This window comes from Asticcacaulis sp. (assembly GCF_051954415.1).
GTDB lineage: Bacteria > Pseudomonadota > Alphaproteobacteria > Caulobacterales > Caulobacteraceae > Asticcacaulis.
The window spans coordinates 107891-126652 of sequence record NZ_JBQCHT010000026.1 but is presented as its reverse complement, the minus strand read 5'-3'; the positions used below and the strand labels follow the sequence as shown (position 1 = coordinate 126652).

At 61.4% G+C, this 18762-nt stretch carries 15 protein-coding genes; 6 read left to right on the top strand and 9 right to left on the bottom strand.

All coding sequences use genetic code 11. The features are described 5' to 3' along the window. The 7 genes from ACTHND_RS09660 to ACTHND_RS09630 all read right to left on the bottom strand — a co-directional run. Positions 1-1579: molybdopterin-dependent oxidoreductase (locus tag ACTHND_RS09660; RefSeq protein WP_440177739.1), on the bottom strand; the 1579-nt coding region annotated here is incomplete at its 3' end. 153 nt (positions 1580-1732) lie between these two features. Continuing rightward, a complete protein-coding gene (nirD, locus tag ACTHND_RS09655; RefSeq protein WP_440177738.1) occupies positions 1733-2068 on the bottom strand; it encodes a nitrite reductase small subunit NirD in 336 nt (111 codons plus the stop codon). Next, positions 2065-4542 carry a nitrite reductase large subunit NirB gene (gene nirB / locus ACTHND_RS09650; protein WP_440177737.1) on the bottom strand — a complete coding sequence of 826 codons (2478 nt, stop codon included), beginning with the start codon at positions 4540-4542 and terminating at the stop codon, positions 2065-2067. Before nirB ends, nirD begins: the two co-directional genes overlap by 4 nt. A gap of 230 nt (positions 4543-4772) precedes the next feature. Beyond that, on the bottom strand, positions 4773-5987 hold the full coding sequence (locus tag ACTHND_RS09645) for a nitrate/nitrite transporter (protein WP_440177736.1): 1215 nt from the start codon (positions 5985-5987) through the stop codon (positions 4773-4775). A 21-nt stretch (positions 5988-6008) separates the two neighbouring features. Then, positions 6009-7229: an alginate export family protein gene (locus ACTHND_RS09640; protein WP_440177735.1), complete on the bottom strand. Its 1221-nt coding sequence runs from the start codon at positions 7227-7229 to the stop codon at positions 6009-6011. A 331-nt stretch (positions 7230-7560) separates the two neighbouring features. Beyond that, positions 7561-8700 (bottom strand): ABC transporter substrate-binding protein, encoded by a 1140-nt coding sequence (locus ACTHND_RS09635; protein WP_440177734.1) that lies wholly within the window; start codon positions 8698-8700, stop codon positions 7561-7563. Next, complete coding sequence (locus tag ACTHND_RS09630; RefSeq protein WP_440177733.1) at positions 8697-9299, bottom strand: ANTAR domain-containing response regulator; 603 nt, start codon at positions 9297-9299, stop codon at positions 8697-8699. The genes ACTHND_RS09635 and ACTHND_RS09630 overlap by 4 nt, the downstream gene beginning before the upstream one ends. Before the next feature lie 162 nt (positions 9300-9461). Between ACTHND_RS09630 and ACTHND_RS09625 the strand changes: the two genes are divergently transcribed. After that, entirely contained in the window at positions 9462-10562 is a 1101-nt protein-coding gene (locus ACTHND_RS09625; RefSeq protein WP_440177732.1) for an ABC transporter ATP-binding protein, read from the top strand. Here ACTHND_RS09625 and ACTHND_RS09620 read toward each other — a convergent pair. Together ACTHND_RS09620 and ACTHND_RS09615 are read right to left on the bottom strand one after the other, a co-directional pair. Continuing rightward, positions 10546-12069: a tryptophan halogenase family protein gene (locus ACTHND_RS09620; protein ID WP_440177731.1), complete on the bottom strand. Its 1524-nt coding sequence runs from the start codon at positions 12067-12069 to the stop codon at positions 10546-10548. The two genes, ACTHND_RS09625 and ACTHND_RS09620, sit on opposite strands and share 17 nt — an antisense overlap. Then, positions 12066-13433, bottom strand: coding sequence for a GH1 family beta-glucosidase (locus ACTHND_RS09615; RefSeq protein ID WP_440177730.1), 1368 nt, complete (start codon positions 13431-13433; stop codon positions 12066-12068). The genes ACTHND_RS09620 and ACTHND_RS09615 overlap by 4 nt, the downstream gene beginning before the upstream one ends. Before the next feature lie 146 nt (positions 13434-13579). Between ACTHND_RS09615 and ACTHND_RS09610 the strand changes: the two genes are divergently transcribed. Genes ACTHND_RS09610 through ACTHND_RS09590 form a run of 5 tightly spaced genes read left to right on the top strand, consistent with a single transcriptional unit; the run spans position 13580 to position 18759 of the window. Further along, on the top strand, positions 13580-15061 hold the full coding sequence (locus ACTHND_RS09610; protein ID WP_440177729.1) for a glucoamylase family protein: 1482 nt from the start codon (positions 13580-13582) through the stop codon (positions 15059-15061). Next, entirely contained in the window at positions 15061-16344 is a 1284-nt protein-coding gene (locus tag ACTHND_RS09605; protein ID WP_440177728.1) for a sugar ABC transporter substrate-binding protein, read from the top strand. Before ACTHND_RS09610 ends, ACTHND_RS09605 begins: the two co-directional genes overlap by 1 nt. Then, positions 16341-17234: a carbohydrate ABC transporter permease gene (locus tag ACTHND_RS09600; RefSeq protein WP_440177727.1), complete on the top strand. Its 894-nt coding sequence runs from the start codon at positions 16341-16343 to the stop codon at positions 17232-17234. The genes ACTHND_RS09605 and ACTHND_RS09600 overlap by 4 nt, the downstream gene beginning before the upstream one ends. Then, positions 17231-18052: a carbohydrate ABC transporter permease gene (locus tag ACTHND_RS09595; protein ID WP_440177726.1), complete on the top strand. Its 822-nt coding sequence runs from the start codon at positions 17231-17233 to the stop codon at positions 18050-18052. Before ACTHND_RS09600 ends, ACTHND_RS09595 begins: the two co-directional genes overlap by 4 nt. Beyond that, on the top strand, positions 18049-18759 hold the full coding sequence (locus ACTHND_RS09590) for a prolyl oligopeptidase family serine peptidase (protein ID WP_440177725.1): 711 nt from the start codon (positions 18049-18051) through the stop codon (positions 18757-18759). The genes ACTHND_RS09595 and ACTHND_RS09590 overlap by 4 nt, the downstream gene beginning before the upstream one ends. The last annotated feature ends 3 nt before the right edge of the window (positions 18760-18762 follow it).

Here is an 18762-nt window from a genome sequence, read left to right as displayed (position 1 = left end):
CGAGACCACTCAGATCGAAGTCGCGGGTGCCGCCGTTCTCGAACGCGGAGAGACCCGCATGCTCGCGAAAAATATCCGCCGGACGCGCATAGGGAAAAGCTTCCGCGAAACCCATCCGACGCGCGACTTGCGTGACGATCCACCAGTCCGGCTTGGCTTCCCCTGGCGCCCTCAGAAATGGCCGCTGCCGCGAGATCCGGCGCTCCGAATTGGTGACCGTGCCGTCCTTTTCGCCCCAGGCGGCGGCGGGAAGCTGGATATGCGCCATGTCCATGGTATCGGTGCGGGCGATAACATCTGAGACCACGACCATTTCGCAATTGGATAGCGCCTCGTGGATGCGGTTGCCATCTGGCATGGAAACCATCGGATTGGTGGCCATGATCCAGATCGCCTTGACCTTGCCGGTGCGCACGGCTTCGAACATATCGACCGCCTTCAGGCCGGGCTTCGGCGCGATGGTCGGCGACTGCCAGTAGCGCTGGACCAGGGCCTTCGAGGCATCGTCGAAATCCATGTGCGCGGCCAGCATATTGGCCAGACCGCCGACCTCACGGCCGCCCATCGCATTAGGCTGGCCGGTGATGGAGAAAGGCGCGGCGCCGGGCTTGCCGATCTTGCCGGAGAGCAGGTGGGCATTGATCAGGGCCAGCCCCTTGTGAACGCCCTGGCTCGACTGGTTCGATCCCATGGAAAACAGGCTGACCGTCTTTTCGGTGTGCAGGAAGGCATCGTAAAAGACTTTTAGATCAGCCGGGGAAATGCCACAGTCATGGGCGATGGCATCCAGGCTCTGGTCATCCTCGCAAAGCGCCGCCATCAGGCGCGAATAACCCTGGGTGTGCTGGTCGATGAAGTCGTGATCGACGGTGTTGCGGGCGATCAGGTGGGCACACAGGCCATTCCACAGCCGCACATCAGTTTGAGGCCGGATCATCAGGTGCAGGTCGGCGGCCTTGGCGGTGTCGGTGCGCTTTGGATCGATGCAGACGCGCATCTGGCTCTGTCTGGCCTCGATACGACGATAGAGCACGGGATGGGTCCAGGCGGCGTTGTGGCCTGAAAAGACCAGCAAATCAGCCAGTTCGAGGTCTTCATAGGTGCCGGGCACCAAGTCGGCGCCGAAGGCCTGCTTGTGCGCCGCCACCGCCGAGGACATGCACAGACGCGAATTGGTATCGACATTGGCGGTGCCGATATAGCCCTTCGCCAGTTTGTTGACGGCGTAATAGTCTTCGGTCAGCAACTGGCCGGAGACATAGAAGGCGACGGCATCGGGGCCGTGTTCGGCGATGATAGCATTGAATTTATGCGCCACGGTATCGAGCGCTTCATCCCATGATACGGCCTCTAACGTGCCGTTTTTACGCATTTTTGGTTCAAGCAGCCGGCCTTCAAGGCCAAAGGTGTTGCCGAGCGCCGTGCCTTTCGAGCATAGGCGCCCCTGGTTCGCTGGATGGGTTTCGTCACCCTTGACCGTCATCCGGCGATTGTCCGTCAGGTCCGCCTTCACGCCACAGCCGACCCCGCAATAGGGGCAGGTGGTTTTCATCGTGACGGTTGGGGCGGACTCGAACATGGAGAAGTATCCGTACGGTGGCTGTTTAGATCTCCCCCTCTTGGAGGGGGAGGTGGCGCGCAGCGCCGGAGGGGGTAAACGGCCGGCTAGGATTTACCCCCTCTTGAAAATGGCTGACGCCATTTCCAAGCTCCCCCTCCAAGAGGGGGAGATCTAAAAGTTCAATCCAAGCAGAATGCGTCCTTCCTCAATCCTCAGCGGCACGGTCGGGGTGCAACCCTTGCCCGCATCGGCGCCGAGGGCCTCGCCGCTTTCCAGCGAGATCGACCAGTTGTGCAGCGGGCAGGCGATGGCGCGGCCATGGACTATGCCTTCCGACAGAGGGCCGCCCTTGTGAGGGCACTTGTCGAAGACGGCGTAGTATTCGTCGGCCACCGTGCGAAAGACGGCGATGGCGCCCATGACGGTCTCGACGCGGCGAGCGCTTTGCGGGACCACCTCGATAGCCGCACCGACATCCGTCCAGTTAATCGTGACATTTGCATTCATTCGGCAGGCTCCGGTTGGACAACGCCGTCACGGAGATCGGCAAGCGGTGAGAAGACTTTCGCAGGGGCGGAAAGCGGCGCATGTTCGGCCCAAGGATCGACCTGATAGACCGCCTGGCTTTCCAGGAAACGAGCCACCAGGGCGGCGCGCATCTCGGGCTCGGCCAGGCGATCCTTGACAAACTGAAGGCCGACTCTCTCAATCCACGGGGCGGTGCGCTCTAAGTACCAGGCGTCCTCGCGGTACAGTTGGACAAAGGCCATCGACCATTCCAGCGCCTCGGCCTCGGTCGCCACCTTGGTCAGCAGGTCGGTGCCGCGCAGGTGGATGCCGGCATTGCCGCCGACATGCAGTTCATAGCCGCTGTCGACGCAGACAACGCCGAAGTCCTTGATGGTGGCTTCCGCGCAGTTGCGCGGACAGCCGGAGACGGCCATCTTGAACTTGTGCGGCATGTAGCTGCCCCAGGTCGCCTGTTCCAGCTTGACGCCGAGGCCGGTCGAATCCTGGGTGCCGAAGCGACACCATTCCGAACCAACGCAGGTCTTCACCGTGCGCAGGGCCTTGGCATAGGCATGGCCGGAAACCATGCCGGCGGCATTGAGATCGGCCCAGACGGCGGGCAGGTCTTCCTTTTTCACGCCAAAGAGATCGAGGCGCTGGCCGCCGGTCACCTTGACCATCGGTACATTGAATTTATCGACCACATCGGCAATGGCGCGCAGTTCCTTGGAGGAGGTCATACCGCCCCACATGCGCGGGACTACACTATAGGTGCCGTCCTTCTGGATATTGGCGTGATTGCGTTCATTGACGAAGCGCGAACGCGGATCATCCTTGTACTCGCGCGGCCAAGCGCACAGCAGGTAATAGTTCAGCGTCGGGCGGCACGAGGAACAGCCATCAGGCGTGCTCCATTTCAGAGCCTGCATCACATCCGGCAAGGTCTTCAGATCCTGCTCGATAATGGCCTTGCGGACATGCGCATGGCCATGATCGGTGCATTTGCAGACGGGCTTCGGGCCGGTCTGGGCCTTGAAGGCGTCACCCAGGGTGCATTTCAACAGGCTTTCGACAATGCCGGTGCAGGAGCCGCAACTGGCCGAAGCCTTGCAGTGGCCGCGCACCTTGTCGAGCGTATCATTGCCGGCGGAGATCGACGCCACCACCTGACCCTTGGATACGCCATTGCAGCCGCACACTTCCGTGTCGTCGGGCCATGCCGCAATGGCGTCAGAAGGGTCCTGGCCGGCCAGCGCATTCGTTACGGCCTGGCCGAAGATCAGGGTGTCGCGGATCGGCGCGATGTCCTCACCCTTTTTCATCAGATCGAAATACCAGCCGCCATCGGCGGCATCGCCGAAGAGGACCGTACCCACCAGCTTATCGTCCTTGATGACGATGCGTTTGTAGACGCCGCGGCCTGGATCGCGGAAGACGATGTCCTCGCAGGCTTCCCCGCCGCTGAACTGGCCAGCGGAATAGAGGTCAACACCGGAGACCTTGAGGCGCGTGGCCATCTGCGTGCCGGCATAAGCATTGTCGACATTCTTTTCGGTCAGGACATCGGCAAGCGTCCGGCACATGTCCCAGATCGGCGCCACCAGGCCATAGCACTGGCCGCGATGCTGGGCGCATTCGCCGATGGCGAAGATGTCCGGGGCCGAGGTGCGCATCTGGTCATCGACCACGATGCCGCGTTCGACCACCAGGCCGGAAGACTTTGCCGGCTCGACGTGCGGGCGGATGCCGACGGCCATGACCAGCAGGGAGGCCGGGATAATGCGGCCGTCCTTCAGCTTCAGGCCCTCGACATGAGTTTCGCCAAGGATGGCTTCGGACTGGGCATTGAGCACCGAAATGACACCGCGATCGAGCAGGGCCTTTTCCAGCAACCGACCGGCGGCCTCATCGAGCTGGCGTTCCATCAGCACATCGACCAGATGAATGACGGTCGATTTCATGCCGCGCTTGGCCAGGCCATAGGCAGCTTCGAGGCCGAGCAGGCCGCCACCGATCACCACCACTTCACCGCCACTATTGGCCGCCTGGGTCATCAGGTCGACATCCATCAGGTCGCGGAAGGCGACGACGCCGTGCAGGTCCGAGCCAGGCAGGGGCAGGCGGATCGGGTCGGAGCCCATGGCCAGGATCAGCTTGTCATAGGCGATGGTTTGGCCATCGTGCAGCACGACATGCTTGGCCGCGGTTTCGATCGACTGCACCCAGTAACCGAAGTGCGTCTTCACGCCGTTGCTGTCGTACCAGTCCTGGCTATGGGTGACGATCTGGTCGAAGGTCTTTTCCCCGGCCAGAACCGGCGATAGCTGGATGCGGTCATAGGTGGCGCATGGTTCGGCACCGATGATCGAAATCTCGAAACGGGTATCGTCGCGTTTTAGAATTTCCTCGACAATACGGCCCCCGGCCATGCCGGCGCCGATAATGACGATACGCTCTTTCTGTGTGGTCATTACTCGAACCCTTTGAGCAAAAAAAAGAGCCCCGAACCACGCCTTCCATTGCTGGAAAGCTGGTTCGGGACTCCATTGTCCTGATGGTGCGCCGCGGAAACCGCCGTTGGTTTCAGAAGCGCGAATGTGGTTGATCGACAGTGATCAGGTCTTTGAGGTTATGCGGTTTGTGGCGATTGTCAACATGGAAAATGCGGTTATCTGATTTTGTGCGATGCGAAGGGTGGATGTTAAATCTTCGCATCCGCCGCGCCGAAGACGTGCCAGGTTGTGCGCCAGCGCTTCTTGACATAGCTGAGGCCCGCGAGTGCCACCAGGGCGAGGGCAGCGAAGCCCAGCAGGCCGATCTGGTAGGAACCGGTGGCCTGCTTGGCGAGGCCGAGCGAGGCGGCGAGATAAAAGCCCCCGATGCCGCCGCACATGCCGACCAGGCCGGTCATGATACCCATTTCGTTGCGGAAACGCTGCGGCACAAGCTGGAAAACCGCGCCATTGCCCATGCCGAGCGCACCCATGCCGACGATCAGCACGGCCACGGCCGTCCAGATGGTCGGCATACCGAAACTGAGGACAACCAGGCCAGCGGCCGCCACCGTGTACATGACGCTGAGGGTCCGGATGCCGCCGATGCGATCGGCCAGCGCCCCGCCGATCGGACGGACGAGGGAGCCGACGAAGACGCAGGCGGCGGTGAAGAAGCCGGCCCGGATCGGATCGATGCCGTATTCGCTGTTGAAATAGATGTTGAGCGAGGAGGACAGGCCGACAAAGCCGCCGAAGGTGACGCCATAAAAGAACATGAACCACCAGGCATCGGGCTGCTTGAAGATATTGAGATATTGCGCGGTGGTCTTGGCCGGCGGCTGATCGGGCGCATCCTTGGCCATCACCATGTAGATGGCGAAGGTGATGATCAGGGGAATGGCGACCAGGCCGAAAACGCTCGTCCAGCCGAACATCTTGGCCAGCGTCGGGGCAAACAAAGAGGCCAGCACCGTGCCGGAATTGCCGGCGCCGGCGATACCCAGAGCAACCCCTTGATATTTCGGCGGATACCAGCGCGAGGCCAGTGGCAGAGCGACGGCGAACGACGCGCCGGCCATGCCGAGCACCACGCCGAGCGCCAGCACGCCGCCATAATTATTGATGTGCAGCAGCCAGGCCGCCAGCAGCCCGGCAATGACGATTAGTTGCGCAATGCCGCCGGTTTTCTTGGGGCCGATGCGATCGACCAGCACGCCGTTGACAACGCGCAGAACGGCGCCGGAAAGGATCGGTACGGCGACCATGAAACCTTTTTCGGCGGGTGTCAGGCCCAGCGTCTTGGCGATCTGGACGCCAAGCGCGCCCAGCAGCACCCAGACCATGAAGCTCATGTCGAAGTACAGGAAGGAAGAGAAGAGGGTCGGGGTGTGGCCCGATTTTAAGAAATCCTTGGAAATCATAGCGGTTACTTTCAACGATGATTAAAGTTTATACTGCAAGGCGATCCAAGTCTTGCGCCGTGAGGCGGGCGCGGAACCACCAGCCGAATCGAAATCGGCATATTTGACGAGGGCGGAAAGGTGCGGTGTGAGGGCGATGGTGGCGACTGCATCCCATTCCTGGCCCAGTTTTTGATCGAGGCGCGCGGTCGTCAGGTCGTGATAGACGAGGCTTAAAGTCGGCTTCAGCTTGACGGGCAGAGCCAAGCTCAGGCTGTAGTTCAGGTCGTCTATGCCGTTGACGGTCGTCTTATTGCCGCCGGTGCCGGAAAAGGCGTCGGAGAAGCCCTGGAAGGCATGGTTGGTGCCGAGCGGCGTGACGAAACCGACCGTGCCATTGCCGCCAAGGGATTCGTAATTGACCTTGAAGGTGGCGAGACCATAGGTGGCACCGGCCTCGACCATATATTCCTGCAAATCAAAATTGGCGGGGTTGTTGCCGTAATCGCTCTGGCGGGCATACTGGCCGGCATAGGTGAGCTTCAGCGCACCAGCCTTGGTTCCGCCTGTCGCGCGCAAGCCCCAGGTATTGGTGGAGGAGGCAGCGGCATTATCGAAATCAAGGGCGTAATCGAAGGCGGTCAGTTTCAGGCGGTCGCTGAAGCTGTAGCTGGCATTCGCCACCCAGCTATCCGAATTCCAGTCCTTGCTCTCGGCCAGAACGCGGTTGATCTTGCTGAGATAGGCGACGCTGTATTTCAGCTTGCCTATGCCGCTGTCCAGACGAATACCGTCCATGGTCTGCTCGTCCTGGCGCCAGCCGACATTGCCGATAAAGCGGCCGTCATCGAGAATAATGCGCTGGCGGCCGGCGGTGAGCGTGGTAGCGGCCGTCGGGCTCCAGACGATCTGGGCCCGATTTAGCTCTGTGACTTCAGGATCGGAAACGACCGGATAGGCCGTCTTTCCGTTGGTGGTCGAGTTGTAGTCGCTGGTGAGAGCGGTGACGTTCTCGAATTCGACCAGGAGCTTGAGGTGGTGGAAATCGCCGGTCTGGATGCCGATGCGGTTGCGCCAGGTCAGGGCGTCGGCTTTTTCTGCGAAGCCCTGCTGATCGACCTGCTCGGACCGCAGGTTTGACTCGACGATCGGCTTTGACGCCGCCAGAGCCGTGCTGAAGCTGTCTTCCGCCTGTGCCGTTCCGGCCATAGTGAGGGCCGTGAGAAGCGTCAGGGCCGTTGTTTGGTAAAGTGAAAATTTCACGCCATATCCCCGGTTGAAAGCAAAAAAAACGTCCCAGCCGTGGCCACCGTTACCGGTGAACATGTCTGAGACGTCATTGTCTGATATAGGCACCGCGCACCGCCATTGGCGCACCGGGCCGGAAGTCTGACGATCTCCATTGATCGCCTGTGCAGAATTGGCAGGCGGCGGGGCTTCGTCAATCCTTATTCGGAATATATTGCGCCGCAAAAAGTTCTTGAGTTAAAAATATCACAAATACTGCCTTTCAGGCGGCCCGCAAAGCAAAGGCACATATTGCAATTGCGAAGGGTGTTTGGTTGCATTTGAAATCACAAATCTGTGATAATTATCAGGCGCAGCGGAAGACCCCGCCATCGAACAACTGATTGGCCGGCATGACGATATTATGTGGCTTTGCCGGAATTTCCCAGCCGGCCGCCTGTCCGCCCTCGGTTTTTTCATCGGCCACGGGGCAATCCAGTCCCAGCGGCGCAGCGGCCTCGCGCCACAGGTCCGGCCGGTAGACGTGGCGCGCCAGTTGGTCGAAATCATGGTCCGATGACAGCATCCCCCAGCGCACCATCTGGCCCATGAACCACTTTGCGTGGCTGATCCACGGGAAGGTGGCGGTCTGCGGATCAAAGGTCAGCCCGCTGCCATCCAGCGCCAGTTCGATGGCCTTCCAGGGGGCATTGACCGAGGCTGTTCGCGCCAGGATGCGGATCAGGTCTTCGCGGTGCGCCGGCGCACTGGCCCATTGCCCGGCACGCAGCAAGGCGCGGGTCAGGGCGATGGTCGCCTCCGGATTGGCCTCGGCCCAGGCGGCGCGGACGCCCAGCACCTTTTCCGGCTTGAGCGTCCAGTAGTCAGGATCGGAGAACAGAATTTCGCCATGGCCGTTCAGTTGCGCCGCCTGCGGCCAGGGCGAGCCGGAACAGAAACCGTCGATCACGCCATCCTTGATCATGTCGGCCATGCGCGAGGGCGGCACCACAATCCACTGGATTTGGCGTTCGGGATCAAGACCCGCCGAGGCCACCCAGTGACGCAGGACGAAATGGTGCGGCGACCAGGTGAAGGGCACGGCAAAGACGAGACGCCCCAGACCCTCCTTGCGTCGGCGATCGACCTCGCGCGCCAGCAGACGGGCGCTGCCAAGGAGCGAGGTGTCCAGCCGGCCGCCATCCTCCAGCCGGGCCTTGAGTTTGGCCGAGACCAGCACCGAATTGCCGTTGGCGCCCAGGGCCATCGGCGCGATGATCCGCCCCATCGAAGGCCCCAAGCCCAGCGCAGCCGCAAACGGCATGGGCGCCAGGATGTGGGCGGCGTCGATCATGCCATAGGCCAGCTTGTCGCGGATGTTCGACCAGTTGGCCTCGCGGATCAGGGTGACGTTCAGGCCCTCGCTGTCATAGAATCCCAGCGCCTCGGCCACCAGGATCAGGGCGGCGTCATTCAGCGGGCTGTAGGCGATTTTGAGTTCGGTCATTGGCTGTCACCGGGTTTCAGGAGATCGCTTACGGCCAGGATATCGGCGGCCACGGCCTGGATGGGCCGGCCGGTATCCATGGCATGTTTGCGCAGCGCCTTGTAGGCATCGTCTTCGGAAAGATTGCGCGAGGCCATCAGCACGCCCTTGGCGCGGTCGATGGTCTTTCGGGCAGCGAGGTCGGCCTTGGCCTTGTCGAGATCCTTGCGCAGCCCCTGTGTTACGACGAAGCGCTGCGCGGCCACGGTCAGGATCGAGGAAATGCGCTTCGGATTGAAGCCATCGACAATATAGCCGGCCACCCCGGCTTCCAGCGCCTTGGCCGTGGCGTTGTCGTCGGAGCGATCGACGAACATGACCACCGGGCGCGGCACCTGCTCATTGGCGACCTGCAGGGCTTCCAGCATGTCGCGGTCCGGACTTTCGCAGGCGATGATCACCATGTCGGGGTCGAAATCACGCAGCATCCGCAGTTCGAAATGCCGCTCCTGGCGGATGACGGTTTCCTGGTCGCCATTATCCGCACGAACGCCTTCCGCCACCTGTTCGGCGCGGGCTTCGTCAGGGTCGATGATAAGCACGTTGACGGTCTTGGCCATTCGCCAAAAGGTTAGCGCCTGCAAAATAAATTTGGCAAGGCTGTTTACGGCAGCCAGGGGCTGTTCTGGTAACAGTTTGATTTACATCGTTTACATGACGTGATGACCTTGTGATTAATCACTCCGCCGCGTAGTCTGGCTAAAAAGGCGGGAATATACAAAGTGGCGAATGTCGCGCTAATTGGGCTGGAAAAAGCATTCGGGACGCAGACCGCCCTGAAGGAAATCGACCTGGCCATTGCCGATGGCGAATTCCTGGTCATTGTCGGGCCATCCGGCTGCGGCAAGTCCACGCTTCTGCGCGTTATCGCAGGGCTTGAGGCGCCGACCGAAGGCGATGTCCTGATCGAGGGGCAGAGCGCGTTGTCGCTGTCGCCGGCCCAGCGCGGCGTCGCCATGGTCTTCCAGTCCTATGCCCTTTATCCGCACCTCAATGTGCGCGACAATATGGCCTTCGGCCTGCGCATGGCCAAAAGACCGGAAGCCGAAATTACGGCAGCGGTGGGCCAGGCGGCAAAACTGCTCGGTATCGAAGACCTGCTCGACCGGCGGCCAAAAGAACTTTCCGGCGGCCAGAGGCAGCGCGTGGCCATCGGCCGCGCCATTGTGCGGCAGCCGCGCCTGTTCCTGCTTGACGAGCCCTTGTCCAATCTCGATGCCGGCCTGCGCGTCCATATGCGCCACGAATTTGCCCGCCTGCACCGGGAACTGAAAACGACCATGATCTATGTCACCCACGATCAGGTCGAGGCCATGACCCTGGCGTCACGCCTGGTGGTGCTCAATGGCGGCGCGATCGAGCAGGTCGGCACGCCTATGGAGGTCTATAACGCGCCGCGCAACCTGTTCGTGGCGTCATTTCTCGGTTCGCCGCGCATGAACCTGCTGGCGGGCGAGATTGCCGCCATAACGAAGTCGACCGTCAAGGTCCGGCTGGTGTCGGGCGATGTGGTGTCGGCGGCGGTTGAAGCCGGCCGGGCCCATATCGGCGACCGCGTAACGCTCGGCGTGCGGCCGGATGCCCTGGCCATCGGCAAGGGGGCGAATGGTTTCAATGTCACGGCTGATGTTGTTGAGACCCTGGGCGGGATGCAGGCGGTCTACAGCCTGCTGGCAGACGCCGGCCAGCCGGTCTGCGCGCTTTTGCCCGGCGGCCAGCCGGTCAGGCATGATGACGCCCTGCGCCTGTGCTTTGCCGCCGGTGACGCTTATCTGTTCGATGCCGGCGGACAGGCCTTTACCCGGCTTAAAGCGCGCGTTTGAGCAACGCGGAAAGCGCCGCCTCGTGAGCGGGCGCCGTCAGGGCTGCCTGTCGGATGCCGTCGGTGACATCGTGCAGGATCGCGCGGGCCTTGTCTTGTGGCACCAGCGCCGCCAGCGGGTCGGCCCCATCTGGTACGACGCCCAGTCCGTCATAAATGGCCATCCAGCTTGCCGGTTTGAAAAAGTCGTAATAGTCGGCGAACAGCTTGCCCTGCTGACGGAAAACCTCAATCTTGGCAGAGAGGGAGTCAGGAATATCCATCCCTGTGACATATCGCCAGAAATCCGTGTCGCGGCGCGGAGACGCTTTGTAGTGCAGGATCAGGAAGGCGCGGATTTCCTCGATCTCCCGCACCGAACGGGCATTGAAGCCCTGGCTCAGGATCGCGCAGTCCACCGTGCGTGGAAAATAATCGAAGAAGCGGAACAGGTTGGCGAAGATCAGGTGGATGCTGGTCGATTCCAGCGGTTCGAGGAAGCCTGACGCCAGGCCGAGCGACAGGCAGTTCCGGAGCCAGGGTTGCTGCCGCCGGCCGGGCATGAAGCGGAGCAGCCGAGGTTCGGCCACGGGCGCGCTGTCAACGGAATCGGTCAGGGTCCGACGAGCCGTCTCGTCGTTGCAGAACCGGCTGGCATAAACATAGCCGTTGCCGGTCCGCGATTGCAGGGGGATGCGCCAGGTCCAGCCAGCGGCGCGGGCGGTGACCAGGGTATAGGGCGTGATCGGGCGCGTGGCCTGAGATGGCATGGCCGCGGCCCGGTCGCACGGCAGCCAGTGCGACCAGTCCTCATAGGCTGATCCCAAGGTCTTCTCGATCAGCAGGCCGGCAAAGCCAGAGCAATCGATGAAGAAATCGCCGGCGATCTCGCGGCCATCAGCCAGCCTTAGACCGGCGATATCACCCTGAGCGTCCTGCTTTACCTCGATGATCCGGCCCTCGATCCGCCGCACGCCCTTGGCCTCGGCATAGCCGCGCAAGTATTGCGCCACCTTGCCGGCGTCGAAATGATAGGCATAGCCCGCCATGTAGAGCGGTGAGTTGCCGTTCGTCGTGGGCTTGGCGAAACGGTTATGCAGGGCCAGTTGGGCCGACATGCTGAGGTCGGACAGGGGAGGGGCGGGCGCCCCGGCGATCTTTTCGCGCAGCCAGTGCTGAAACAGCGGCAGGTTGTCGACGGTCGGTCCCAGTTCACCGAAACCGTGGAAAAAATCGCTGCCGGGGGCACTCCAGTCCCTGAAACGGATGGCCAGTTTGTAAGTGGCGTCGGTGGCGTCGACAAAATCCGCTTCATCGATATTCAGATAACGCAGCATGTCCTGAATGGAGGGGACGGTGGCTTCCCCCACGCCGATGGTGAGGATATCCTCGGATTCGACCAGGGTGACCTTTTTGGGACCGGGTGTGCGCAGCAGCAGGCGTGCCAGGCAGGCGGCGGCCATCCAGCCAGCGGTGCCGCCGCCGACGATAACGAAATGATCGGCGTCGCGCGCCTGTGTTGCGGTCATGTGTTTCCCCGGACTGTATCTTGGTCAAGGCATTCGCCGTGGCTGGCAATGACCTGTGAGTAGAAGCGGGCACTGGTCTTGGGTGTGCGCGCCTGCGTCTCGAAATTGACATGGATTAGGCCGAAGCGCTTGGCATAGCCCAGCGACCATTCGAGATTATCCATGAAGGACCAGGCCATGTAGCCGCGCACATCGACGCCCTGGCGGATGGCCTCATGCAGGGCCAGCAGGTGGGTGCGCAGGTAATCGACCCGCTGCGGATCATGAACCTCGCCGTCGGCGGCTGCGGGCGGATCAGGGAAGGCGGCGCCGTTTTCGGTGATGTAGATCGGTATGTCGCCATAGCGTTGCCGTACCCACAGCAGCGTATCGGTAAAGCCCTGCGGAAAAACCTCCCAATTCGTCTCGGTATATATGGCATTCGGCTGTCGGACGGCAGCGGCTTTCAGCAGATCATCCGCCGCGTCATGACGGACCACGGCGCGGGTATAGTAGTTGATGCCGAGGAAATCGACAGGCTGGCGGATCAGGTCGAAATCCGTTTCCGGCCAGTCGGGCCAGGCGGGGCCGAAGATCTCGCGCAAGGCGGGCGGGTAGTGGCCGAGCAAAGCCGGATCAAGATACTGTTCGTTCATATAGGCCGAGGCGCGATGGGTGGCCGCCATGTCTTCCGGCGTGGCGCTGGCGGCGTATTTCGGCTCTATATTGACCGCCAGGCCGATCTGATGCCGGCCAATCTGCCGATAAGCTTTGACCGCTGCACCATGCGCCCGCATCAGATTATGTGAGGCGATCGGCGCCTCGAAACGGTTGCGGTGTCCGGGGGCTATGGTGCCGCGCAGATAACCGCCATCGCTGACCACCCAGGGTTCGTTAATGGTGATCCATTTTTTCACCCGGCCGTCGTAAGCCCCGAACGCTACGCGGGCATATTCGGCGAACCAGTCGGCTGAGTCACGATTCAGCCAACCGCCCCGGTCATCAAGCGCGGCGGGCAGGTCCCAGTGAAACAGGGTGACCATCGGTTCGATATTGTGTTTCAGCAAGTCATCGATCAGGTCGGAATAGAATTGCACGCCGGCGGAATTGATCCGGCCAGTCCCTTCGGGGAGAAGCCGCGCCCAGGACAGGCTGAAACGATAGGCCCGCATTCCCAGTTGGGCCATCAGGGCGATGTCTTCGCGGAAGCGATGATAGTGATCGCACGCGATATCGCCATGATGGCCGTTCGCCATCATACCGGGGGTGTGGGCATAGCGATCCCAGATGCTGGGGCCCTTGCCATCGGCCGTGGGCGCGCCTTCGATCTGGTAGGCGGCGGTGGCGCAGCCCCACAGAAAGCCCTCTGGAAAGCGCCGTGACATTACCCCCGCATCCTCCGTGTTTCAAAGTTCTTATGCGGTCTTGGTAGCACATATGTCGGCGTTGACAACAAATTTGTAAGCGTTTACAGCCGGAAGTCAACCGGACCTGCAAGGGTCATAAAATAGCCGTCAGTGCAGGGAAAACAATGGTTTCGCGTAACCAGGTCAGTCGTCGTCATCTTTTGCTGGGCTCAGGCTCGGCCGGCCTGCTGGCGGCCTGCGCCCGGCCGCAGTCGGCGCGCAAGAGCTTAGAGCTCGATGCGCCGTTGACGGACCTGCACCGGCGGACCTTTACCTATTTCTGGGAAACGACCGACGCCAAAACCGGTCTGGCGCCGGATAACTGGCCGAGCCCCGATTTCTGCTCGATCGCCGCCACCGGTTTTGCCCTGACTGCCTTCACCATCGGCTGTAAGAGCGGTTATGTCAGCCGGTTCGATGCCGCCGAACGGGTGCGCACCACCTTGCGCACCTTCTGGAACGGTCCGCAGGGACCGGCCGCCGAAGGCATGATGGGCCACAAGGGCTTCTTCTACCACTTCCTGCATATGGATACGGGCCTGCGTTACAATAGGGTCGAGCTGTCGAGTATCGATACGGCCCTGTTCCTGTGCGGCGCCCTGACGGCGGCGGCCTTTTTCGACGGCAAGAATGCTATCGAAACCGAGATCCGCGACCTGGCCATCAAGCTCTATGAGCGTGTCGACTGGACCTTCATGATGCGCGAAAACGGCCTGGTCAGCATGGGTTGGCATCCGGAAAGCGGCATGAAGGATCATGACGCCAATGGCCTGATCAACCGGAACTGGGATCGCTATAATGAAGGCATGATGATCTATCATCTCGGCATGGCGTCGCCGACCCATCCCCTGCCGGTAAAGGCCTGGGAAAGCTGGGTGGCCACGCTCGATACCTGGGGCGATAATTTCGGCGAACCGCATCTCGGCTTCGCGCCGATGTTCGGCCACCAGTACAGTCATGCCTGGTTCGACTATCGCGGCATCGCAGACACATTCATGCGCGGCAAGGGCATCGATTATTTCATCAACTCCCAGCGCGCCACCTCCGCCCAGCGCAACTATGCCATCCAGAACCCCGGCGGATTTGCGGATTATGGCGCCGATATCTGGGGACTGACCGCCTGCCGGGGGCCGGGCTATGTCAAGGCGAAGGTGAACGGCCGCGAGGTCCAGTTCCAGGAATATGGCGCGCGCGGCCCGCAGACGCCCGACAAGGAGGGACTGGACGATGGCACGATCGCGCCGACCGCCGCCGCCGGATCGGTGATGTTTGCGCCCGATATTTGCGTGCCGGCCATCCATGCGATGCGTGACCGCTATGGCGCCGATCTCTATGGCCAGTACGGCTTCATGGACGCCTTTAATCCCAGCTTTCCGGCCGATCAGCCGTCCAGGACCGGCATTCACACTGAAAAGGCTGGCTGGGTCTCGAGGGAATATCTCGGTATCGATCAGGGGCCGATCCTGATCGGACTGGAAAACTATCGCTCCGGCTTCGTCTGGGATATGTTCAACAGAAGCGCTGTCACCGGTCCGCTGGTGAAGAAGGCGTTTCTGGCGGCGGGCTTTCAGCCCGTGGCCGAGGCGGGGAACTGGTTGAAAGCCTGATGAACACGGACCGGCGCAGGTTTGGACTGGCATTGGCGGGGGTCGCTCTTTCCGGAGCGGCGGTCAGTCTCACGGCCTGCGCCAAAAAGCATGAACCCTTGCGCATCTGGGCCATGGGACTGGAAGGCGAGGCGCTGGGGACGATTGCCGGTAATTTCGAGGCGCAAAACCCGGCCGGTCCGGTCCGGGTGCAGGCCCTGCCGTGGGGGGCGGCGCATGAAAAACTGCTGACCGCCTTCGCCGCCGACAACCTGCCCGATGTCATTGCCCTCGGAAACACCTGGGTATCGGAATTTGCCGCCCTGGGCGCGCTGGAACCGTTGACGGACCGCCTGTCACGCAGCGGCATAATCCCTGACCGCTGGTTCGATGGCCCGCGAAAATCGGTCACCCTCGATGGTCAGGTGCTAGGCGTGCCGTGGTACGTTGATACGCGGCTGCTGTTCTATCGCACCGATCTGCTGCAAAAGGCCGGGTTCGATACACCGTCACACACATGGGCCGGCTGGGACGTGCAACTGGCGGCGCTTTCCGGTGCGCACCGCGGCGGCAAATATGGCCTGCTGATGCCGTTTGCCGAATATGAACCTCTGGTGGCCTTTTGCCTCCAGGCCGACGCGCCGATCCTGATTGACAGCGATACGCGCGGCGGCTTCCGCCAGCCCGGCATCCGCGACAGTTTCGCCTATGCGGCGTCGCTGTATCAGCGGGGCTATGCCGCACGCCTGACCCATTCCGAAGTGACGGATGTCTACTCGTCATTCGCACGCGGCGATTTCGCCTTCATCATCACCGGCCCGTGGAACCTGGCGGAGTTCGCCAAACGCCTGCCGGCCGAATTGCAGGATCAGTGGGCGACTGCACCGCTGCCGGGACCGCACGGGCCTGGCGACTCCTCAGCCGGCGGGGTATCGTTGTGCATCCCGCGTGCCTCCCGGCGCAAGGACGATGCCTTCCGTTTTATCGAATATCTGTGCGATCCGCAGCGCCAGGCCGATTTTTACCAGACCACCAGCGACCTGCCGGCCGACCGGAGCGCCTGGCTGCGCACTAGCCTGATGCACGACCGGCGGTCTCTGACCTTCTTCGATCAGCTCAATCGCACACGCCCGCCGCCACAGGTGCCGGAATGGGAACGCATCGCCAATGAAATGGTGGCGGCGCTGGAGCGCGTCGTGCGGGGGATCACCACCCTGGACGCGGCATTGAAGGGGCTGGATGAATTCGCCTGGACCCTGCTGGCCAAGCGCCGCGCCATGCTCGAACTGAAGGGGGTGGCATGATGACCTGGCGCACCCTCATGCGGGAGATATCGCCGGGCCATGTCTTCGTGGCGCCGGCCATGATCGTGCTCAGTGTCTTTTTTCTCATGCCGGTTCTGGGCGCACTGGTGATGAGCTTCACCGATTTTGACCTCTATGCCCTGGCCGACCTGAAGAACCTGCGTTTCATCTGGCTGGGTAACTATATCAACCTGATGCAGACGCCGCTGTTCTGGAAGGCGTTCGGCAATACCTGCTATTTCGCCCTGGTCGGAGCGCCCCTGTCCATCGCCGTGTCGCTGGCCATGGCCATGCTGCTCAATGTGCCGGGGGTGGGGCTCAAGGCGCTTTACCGCACGGCCCTGTTCGCGCCCTATGTGGCGACATTGGCCGCCGCAGCGGTGATCTGGCGCTATATGCTGGATGCGCAATATGGCTGGCTGAACCAGTTCCTGATAGTGATCGGCCTGCAACCGATCGACTGGCTGGGCAATCCGCATTTTTCTATGCCGGCCATCATCCTGTTCTCGGTGTGGAAGAACTTTGGCTACAACATGCTGATCCTGCTGGCGGCCCTGCAGCGCATTCCGGACGATCTTTATGAAGCCGCGCGTGTCGATGGCGCCGGATCGTGGGAGCGCTTTATCCATGTCACCCTGCCAGGCGTGGCCCCCAGCCTGTGGATGGTGGCCCTGCTGACCGTGGCCGGCTATTTCCAGCTCTTCGCCGAACCCTATGTCATGACCCAGGGCGGTCCGGCGCAATCGACGGTAAGCCTGCTTTATTTCATGTACGAGGACGGCTTCAAGTGGTGGAACCTCGGCCATGCCTCGGCCACGGCCTTCATCCTGTTCGCCGTGCTGATGGGACTGTCCTTCCTGAGGCCGAAATCGGAAGAGGTGTTCGCATGAGGAATGCCCTCCAGAAGATATCGACCACTTGCCTGTTAATTGCCGCCTCTTTTATTGCTGTCTTTCCGCTGCTGTGGATGGTGTCGATGTCCTTCATGCCGGAGGCCGAGGCCAATGCCTTTCCGGCGCGGCTGTTTCCGCACGATCCGACCCTGGCCAACTATGCCGACCTGTTCGCCCATCAGCGGATGGGGCGCTTCCTGTTTAACAGCCTGCTGGTGGCCTCGCTGGCGACGGTCCTGTCGCTGGCCTTCAATGTGACCGCTGGTTATGCCTTCGCCAAGCTGCATTTCCGGGGCAGGGAAAAGCTATTCCGCTTTCTGCTGGCGGTGGTGGTCATTCCCGGCCAGTTGACCATGCTGCCCTTGTTTTTTCAACTCAAGACGCTGGGCCTGCTCAATTCCTATGCCGGGGTGGTGGTGCCTTTCATGACCTCACTGTTCGGTATTTTTCTCGTGCGCCAATACGCGCTGGGCCTGCCCGATGAGATGCTTCAGGCGGCGCGCGTCGATGGCGCCTCGGAATGGCAGATATTCCGCAAGATCGTTTTGCCCAACCTGTCACCGATCATCGTGACCTTGGGTGTTTTTACCTTTCTGGCCGCCTGGAATGATTTCCTGTGGCCGCTGATCGTGCTGTCCGACGATCACAACTATACCCTGCCATTGGCCATCGCCTCGCTGTCGCAGGAACATATCCAGGATTCCGGCATGGTCATGGCCTGCGCCACGGTCACCATCGCGCCGGTCATATTGCTGTTTCTGGCTTTGCAGAGACATTACGTGCGCGGTTTGCTCGCGGGGAGTATCAAAGGATGAGAACCTTTATTTTGGTATTGGCGGCCCTGGCTCTGACGGGATGCGCGACGATCCGGCCGGATATGCTGGCGAAAGGCGCGACCGCCGAAAAGGTCGTGCTGAGAGACGGCTCAACCATCCAGTACATGCAGTATGTGCCGGCCAGCTATCATGGTGGCAAGGCGCCGGTCATTGTCTTCCTGCATGGCTCCGGCGAGGCAGGTAGCGATGTTACGCGCGTCATGGGGCCGGGGCCGTGGGCATATGCGCGCGATCATGCCGATTTCCCCTTCATCATCCTGGCGCCGCAGCAGTGGCGCGATGAGGAATGGGAACCTAAAAAGCTGAAAGAATGGCTGGATGATGTCGAAGCGCACATCCCGGCGGACCGCAAACGCATTTACCTCACCGGCCTGTCGCTGGGCGGCGGCGGCGCCTGGGACTGGGGCATGACGCAGCCCAGGCGTTTCGCCGCCATCGCGCCGGTCTCCGGCTATTCGAATTTGAAAACCCCCTGCAAGCTGACCGGCAACCACATCTGGGCCTTCCACGGCGAGGTTGATGATGTGGTGCCGATCCGCGACGAAGAAGTGCTGGTCAGCGCGGCGAAAGCCTGCGGCATCGATATCAGATACACCATCTATCCCGGCGGCAATCACAACGCCTGGGACGCCACCTACGCCAATCCGGACCTCTACGCCTGGTTTCTGGAACATAAAAAGGAGTAACGC

What these genes read in the sequence shown, in the direction of transcription:
- nirD (WP_440177738.1), bottom strand. Translation starts at nt 2,068, where the DNA reads ATGAATGCAAATGTCACGATTAACTGGACGGATGTCGGTGCGGCTATC.
- nirB (WP_440177737.1), bottom strand. Translation starts at nt 4,542, where the DNA reads ATGACCACACAGAAAGAGCGTATCGTCATTATCGGCGCCGGCATGGCC.
- ACTHND_RS09645 (WP_440177736.1), bottom strand. Translation starts at nt 5,987, where the DNA reads ATGATTTCCAAGGATTTCTTAAAATCGGGCCACACCCCGACCCTCTTC.
- ACTHND_RS09635 (WP_440177734.1), bottom strand. Translation starts at nt 8,700, where the DNA reads ATGACCGAACTCAAAATCGCCTACAGCCCGCTGAATGACGCCGCCCTG.
- ACTHND_RS09630 (WP_440177733.1), bottom strand. Translation starts at nt 9,299, where the DNA reads ATGGCCAAGACCGTCAACGTGCTTATCATCGACCCTGACGAAGCCCGC.
- ACTHND_RS09620 (WP_440177731.1), bottom strand. Translation starts at nt 12,069, where the DNA reads ATGACCGCAACACAGGCGCGCGACGCCGATCATTTCGTTATCGTCGGC.
- ACTHND_RS09615 (WP_440177730.1), bottom strand. Translation starts at nt 13,433, where the DNA reads ATGTCACGGCGCTTTCCAGAGGGCTTTCTGTGGGGCTGCGCCACCGCC.
- ACTHND_RS09610 (WP_440177729.1), top strand. Translation starts at nt 13,580, where the DNA reads ATGGTTTCGCGTAACCAGGTCAGTCGTCGTCATCTTTTGCTGGGCTCA.
- ACTHND_RS09605 (WP_440177728.1), top strand. Translation starts at nt 15,061, where the DNA reads ATGAACACGGACCGGCGCAGGTTTGGACTGGCATTGGCGGGGGTCGCT.
- ACTHND_RS09600 (WP_440177727.1), top strand. Translation starts at nt 16,341, where the DNA reads ATGATGACCTGGCGCACCCTCATGCGGGAGATATCGCCGGGCCATGTC.
- ACTHND_RS09595 (WP_440177726.1), top strand. Translation starts at nt 17,231, where the DNA reads ATGAGGAATGCCCTCCAGAAGATATCGACCACTTGCCTGTTAATTGCC.
- ACTHND_RS09590 (WP_440177725.1), top strand. Translation starts at nt 18,049, where the DNA reads ATGAGAACCTTTATTTTGGTATTGGCGGCCCTGGCTCTGACGGGATGC.